Annotated in this window: 4 protein-coding genes; 3 read left to right on the top strand and 1 reads right to left on the bottom strand. The window is 70.2% G+C overall.

Going from position 1 to position 5628, the window contains the following annotated elements; genetic code table 11:
- Positions 1-39: 39 nt before the first annotated feature.
- Positions 40-1896 (bottom strand): DUF2264 domain-containing protein, encoded by a 1857-nt coding sequence (locus tag Psi02_RS15845; RefSeq protein ID WP_203974824.1) that lies wholly within the window; start codon positions 1894-1896, stop codon positions 40-42.
- A 430-nt stretch (positions 1897-2326) separates the two neighbouring features.
- On the opposite strand from Psi02_RS15845, the gene kdpF reads away from it, so the two are divergent.
- The 3 genes from kdpF to kdpB form a co-directional block, all read left to right on the top strand.
- Positions 2327-2416, top strand: coding sequence for a K(+)-transporting ATPase subunit F (gene kdpF, locus Psi02_RS15840; protein WP_203952107.1), 90 nt, complete (start codon positions 2327-2329; stop codon positions 2414-2416).
- A complete protein-coding gene (gene kdpA, locus Psi02_RS15835) occupies positions 2416-4077 on the top strand; it encodes a potassium-transporting ATPase subunit KdpA (RefSeq protein ID WP_203974822.1) in 1662 nt (553 codons plus the stop codon). Before kdpF ends, kdpA begins: the two co-directional genes overlap by 1 nt.
- A 2-nt stretch (positions 4078-4079) precedes the next feature.
- On the top strand, positions 4080-5628 hold a 1549-nt coding region (kdpB, locus tag Psi02_RS15830; RefSeq protein WP_203974820.1), incomplete at its 3' end, for a potassium-transporting ATPase subunit KdpB.

Genomic DNA, 5628 nt, shown 5'->3' with positions numbered 1-5628 from the left:
GGCGGGCCCGCCGTACCGTCGTCGCGTCGCGGTCCGGAGTCAGCCGTCCCCGGGAAGCCCGGGGTGTCCCCGCTCGCGGAACGCGCGGAGGAGGGCGCCGACGGTCTCCCATGCCGGAGGCGCCGGCCACGCGCCGGGCGACTCCGTCTCCGTTTCCGTCTCTGCCTCCGTTTCCGGCGAACCGAAGCCACCGGAGCCGGGACCACCAGAGGGGCCGGGGGAGCCCGCCGAGCCCAGGACGGCGCAGGCCAGCAGGTGCTCGCCGGGACCGAGGCCGCCGACGAGCGTCGGGATCACCGTGCGGCGGGCGAGGACGTTGGTGCCGGGCAGCGCCCGGACGAGTTCCCCCGCCCGGCCGCCGCGCAGGTCCTCGATCACGCACAACCCGGCGGGGGAGTCGATCCTCGCGTGACCCGGGCCGGTCCCGGTCCGATGGGGCGCGGGATCGCGGTCCACCGCGAACGCCCCCTCGGCCACGTGCAGGGCCCGGCCGGACCGGACGCGATGCACGCGGACGTGCCAGGGGGCGAGCGCGAGCAGCCAGGTCTCGACCTCCACGTCCGGCCAGGGCGTCCAGTGGGTGTGGAGCACGCCGTCCGACGCCGAGGAGTCTCCCGGGACCTCGCACGGACGCCAGTGTCCCCCGTCGTCGCTGAGCGCCAGCGTGTTGTCGAACGCCCCCTGTTCGAGTCCCCACGATCCGGCGGGGACGCTGAAGCCGAAGAGCGTCGAGTAGGCGAACTTGGCGTACTTGGCGGCGCCGTGCCGTACCCAGTTGTGGTGTTGCCGCGCGCTGAGCAGCACCACGTGCCGCCCGCCCTCGTCGCGCATCAGCGCCGCGCCCGCCTGCGGCTGGGTGCTGACCGGGGCGAGGCCGGGCGCCTCGCGCTCCTCCGCCACCCAGAAGGGATGCCCGGCGGGCAGCGCGAGAGGCAGGAACGCCTTCATCGACCAGTACGGGGAGCCCGGCGCGTTGTACTGCTCGGCCAGCATGGGCTGCGCGTAGCCGTACCCGATCGTCAGCAGCCCGCCCGTGTCGCGGATCGGCCGGTCGAGCCACCACCGCAGATGCCGCATCAGGTGCCCCTTGATCACAGACCAGGGGAGCGCCTCGACGCCGGCGAAGGCGAGCGCCCCCCAGAACGCGCCCTGCGCGAACCGGTACGTCAGGCTCCTGCCGTACGGCACGGCGGCGCCGTCCGCCGCGAACCAGTGCTGGAAGTCCTCCGCGAAGGCGGCGGCCCGCTCCCGGAAACGGCCGGCTCGGCCGGGGTCGCGGTCACCGGCTAGCCGCGCGTAGATCAGCCCGTAGTAGTGCATCGCGAACGGGACGTAGTAGTCGCGCTGCTCGGTCGGGCCGTCGCTGTACCAGCCGCCGCCGAGGTCGAAGGACTCCAGCCGGTCGAGGCGCGCGGCGTTCGGCCCGCGGTCGAAGGCGACGCCCACGCGGTCCAGGCCCGACCCCACCATCACGGGGAAGAACTGCCAGTTGTTGTCCACGGGCCGGGCGTCGAGGGCGGCGAGCAGCCAGGCGGCGAGGGTGTCCCTCTCGCGGCCGGTCAGCGGATCCCACACCTCCTCGGGCGCGAGGGCGAGGGCGAGGCCGATGGCGGCCGTCTCCACCAGTCGCTGGTCGGTGTCGCCCACCGGCCCCCAGAACTCGGGGTCGCCGGGATCGGTGCCCGTGGCGAGCCCGCGCCGCCACGGGTCCCAGTGGGCGAACTCGCCACCGCCCGCGGCGAGCGGGGCGAGCCCCCACAGAGGCCGGGCGAAGGCCTCGAGTTCCGCGGCGACGTCGTCGTGGTGCGCGGTGTTGGCCCCGAGCCTGAGGCGGGCCCGGCCGGCGCTGAAGTGGGGGATCAGCGGCTCCGTCAGCTCACGCACGAGCCGCCGCATGTCGTCCCGGTCGCGTATGGAGGCGGTCGGTTTCCGGGGGCCCGACGGTGACGGGATCACGGCCTTCTCTCGGGTGTGTCGACGACGGCGGCCGAAGGGACAAGTGCCAGGAATGGGCTGATTTCGGCCGCCAATGCCCGGGAATCATAACGTCTCGGTATCACCGCCAGAAGTGATCCGTCCGCCGGGGTGTGTGGCGGATCACCGTCGTAGAGATCGCGTCAATACGCGAGCAGCGCCCGTATGGAACCCGTCAAGGAGTGCGGAAGGCCCGGAATAGAGGGCTTTGCTTTGTCTGCGCCACCTGTCCTGGTGGCGCGGAGTAATCCTTACGGATCTGAGGAGTGGGGATGGCGGACGTCATCTTCGTCGCCTTGACGATCGCGATTTTCGTGATCTTCGGGCTGGTCGTCAAGGCGGTGGAGCGCCTGTGAGCGCCATCAATGCCATCGGCCTGGCGGTGTCGGCCGCACTTGTGATCTTCGTGATCGCGGCCCTGCTGTTTCCGGAGCGGTTCTGATGAGTCCTACCGCGGCCGGAATTATCTTCATCGTCTCCCTCGTCGTCGCGCTGGCTGTGGTCTACAAGCCGCTCGGTGACTACATGTACCGGGTCTACAGCGGCACAAGGCACAACGTCGCCGAGCGCGGCATCTACCGCCTGATCGGCGTGCGCCCCGACCGGGACCAGCGCTGGGGCGCCTACGCGCGCAGCGTTCTGGCGTTCTCGGTGATCTCGATCCTCTTCGTGTACGGCATGCAGCGCCTTCAGGACAAGCTGTTCCTGAGCCTCGGCATGGCCCCCGTCACGGACCACGTCGCGTGGAACACCGCGATCAGCTTCGTGACCAACACCAACTGGCAGGCCTACTCGGGCGAGTCCACCATGGGCCACCTGGTCCAGATGGCCGGCCTGGCGGTGCAGAACTTCGTCTCCGCGGCGGTCGGCATGGCCGTCGCGATCACGCTGGTCCGCGGGTTCGCCCGCAACCGGACCGAGAACATCGGCAACTTCTGGGTGGACCTCGTGCGCGGCTCCGTGCGCATCCTGCTGCCCATCGCCGTCATCGGCGCGCTGGTGCTGGTCGCGGGCGGCGTGGTGCAGAACTTCGCCTCTCCCCACGACGTGGCGACCCTCGCGGGCGGCACCCAGTCGATCACCGGCGGCCCCGTGGCCAGCCAGGAGGTCATCAAGGAACTCGGCAACAACGGCGGCGGCTTCTACAACACCAACTCCGCCCACCCGTTCGAGAACGCCACCACCTGGACGAACTGGCTGGAAATCTTCCTGATCTTCCTGATCCCGTTCTCGCTGCCGCGCACCTTCGGCCGGCTCGTGGGCCAGAACCGGCAGGGCTACGCGATCCTCGCGGTCATGGGGACGCTCGCCCTCGCGAGCATCGTGCTGACCAACGTCTTCGAGATCGGCGGCCACGCCACCGTGACGCAGGCGATCGGCTCGGCGATGGAGGGCAAGGACGTGCGCTTCGGGGTCCCCGACTCCGCGACGTTCGCCGCGGCCACCACGCTGACCTCGACGGGAGCCGTGAACTCGTTCCACGACTCCTTCACCCCGCTCGGCGGCATGATGACGATGTTCAACATGATGCTGGGCGAGGTGGCGCCGGGAGGCGCCGGCGCCGGCATGTACGGCATCCTCGTCCTCGCGGTGCTCACGGTCTTCGTGGCCGGGCTCATGGTCGGCCGGACGCCCGAGTACCTGGGCAAGAAGATCGGCTCCCGCGAGATCAAGCTCGCCTCGCTGTACTTCCTCACCACTCCCACGCTGGTGCTGATCGGCACCGCCGCGGCGATGGGCAACTCGGCGGGCCTGGCCGCGATGCTGAACAGCGGCCCCCACGGGTTGTCCGAGATCCTCTACGCCTTCACCAGCGCGTCGAACAACAACGGCTCGGCGTTCGGCGGTGTCACCGTCAACACCCCCTGGTATGACGTGGCGCTCGGCCTGTGCATGGTCTTCGGCCGGTTCCTGCCGATCATCTTCGTGCTCGGTCTCGCCGGATCGCTGGCCAGGCAGGCGCCTGTCCCCGTGTCGGCGGGAACGCTGCCCACTCACCGGCCGCAGTTCGTCGGCATGGTGGTCGGCGTCACGATCATCGTGGTCGCCCTCACCTTCCTCCCCGCTCTGGCGCTGGGTCCTCTCGCAGAAGGACTTTCGTAGAAATGGCAACCCAGGTGTCATCACAAGTTGTCGAAAGCCCGGGCCGCACGCCCGCGCCGCATAAGAAGGACGACAAGGTCGGAGGCGGCCTGCTCGACCCCAAGCAACTCATCGCCTCGCTGCCCGACGCCGTCAAGAAGCTCAACCCGGTCACGCTGTGGCGCAACCCGGTCATGTTCATCGTCGAAGTCGGCGCGGTCTTCACCACCGTGCTCGCGATCACCGATCCGTCGTTCTTCGCGTGGGCGATCGTGGTGTGGCTGTGGCTCACCGTCATCTTCGCCAACCTGGCCGAAGCGGTGGCGGAGGGGCGGGGCAAGGCCCAGGCCGCGACGCTGCGCGCGGCCAAGCGGGACACGACCGCCCGCCGTCTCAAGGGCTGGAAGCCCGGCTCGGCCGTCTCCCAGTGGGACGTGATCGGGGCACCGGAACTCCAGCAGGGCGACCACGTGGTGGTCGAGGCGGGGGAGGTCGTCCCCGGTGACGGCGACGTGGTCGAAGGCATCGCGTCGGTGGACGAGTCGGCCATCACCGGAGAGTCCGCGCCGGTCATCCGGGAGTCCGGAGGCGACCGGTCCGCGGTGACGGGCGGCACCAAGGTCCTGTCCGACCAGATCGTCGTCAAGATCACCCAGAAGCCGGGTGAGAGCTTCATCGACCGGATGATCGCGCTGGTCGAAGGCGCGAATCGGCAGAAGACGCCGAACGAGATCGCGCTCAACATCCTGCTGGCCGCGCTCACGATCATCTTCCTGATCGCGACCATCACCATGCAGCCGCTCGCGATCTACTCCAAGATCGCGAACCCGGGCATCGCCGACTCCCTGGCGCTCAACGCCGACGGCGTCAGCGGCGTCGTGCTCGTCTCGCTGCTGGTGTGCCTCATCCCGACGACGATCGGCGCTCTTCTGAGCGCGATCGGCATCGCCGGAATGGACCGGCTGGTGCAGCGCAACGTCCTCGCGATGAGCGGCCGCGCCGTGGAGGCGGCGGGCGACGTCAACACGCTCCTGCTGGACAAGACCGGCACCATCACGCTGGGCAACCGGCAGGCGTCGGAGTTCGTCCCGGTCGCGGGCGTCAGCGAGCAGGAGCTCGCGGAGGCGGCGCAGCTCGCCAGCCTCGCCGACGAGACGCCCGAGGGCCGTTCCGTCGTGGTGCACGCCAAGCAGGCCCACAACCTGCGGGAGCGGCAGCCCGGAGAGCTGGCCCACGCCGAGTGGGTCGCGTTCACCGCGCAGACCCGCATGTCGGGCGTGAACGTGGACGGGCGGCAGGTCCGCAAGGGCGCGGCGACCTCGGTGATGAAGTGGGTGCGCGACAACGGCGGTCACCCGACCGAGGAGGTCGGCCCCCTGGTCGACGGCATCTCCGGCTCCGGCGGCACCCCGCTCGTGGTGGGCGAGGTCGCCGGCGGCAAGGCCCGTGTGCTGGGCGTCATCCACCTCAAGGACGTCGTCAAGCAGGGCATGCGCGAGCGGTTCGACGAGATGCGCAGGATGGGCATCCGCACCGTCATGATCACGGGCGACAACCCGCTGACGGCCAAGG

The organism is Planotetraspora silvatica, assembly GCF_016863315.1.
Lineage (GTDB): Bacteria > Actinomycetota > Actinomycetes > Streptosporangiales > Streptosporangiaceae > Planotetraspora > Planotetraspora silvatica.
This window is presented reverse-complemented; position numbering and strand designations above follow the sequence as displayed.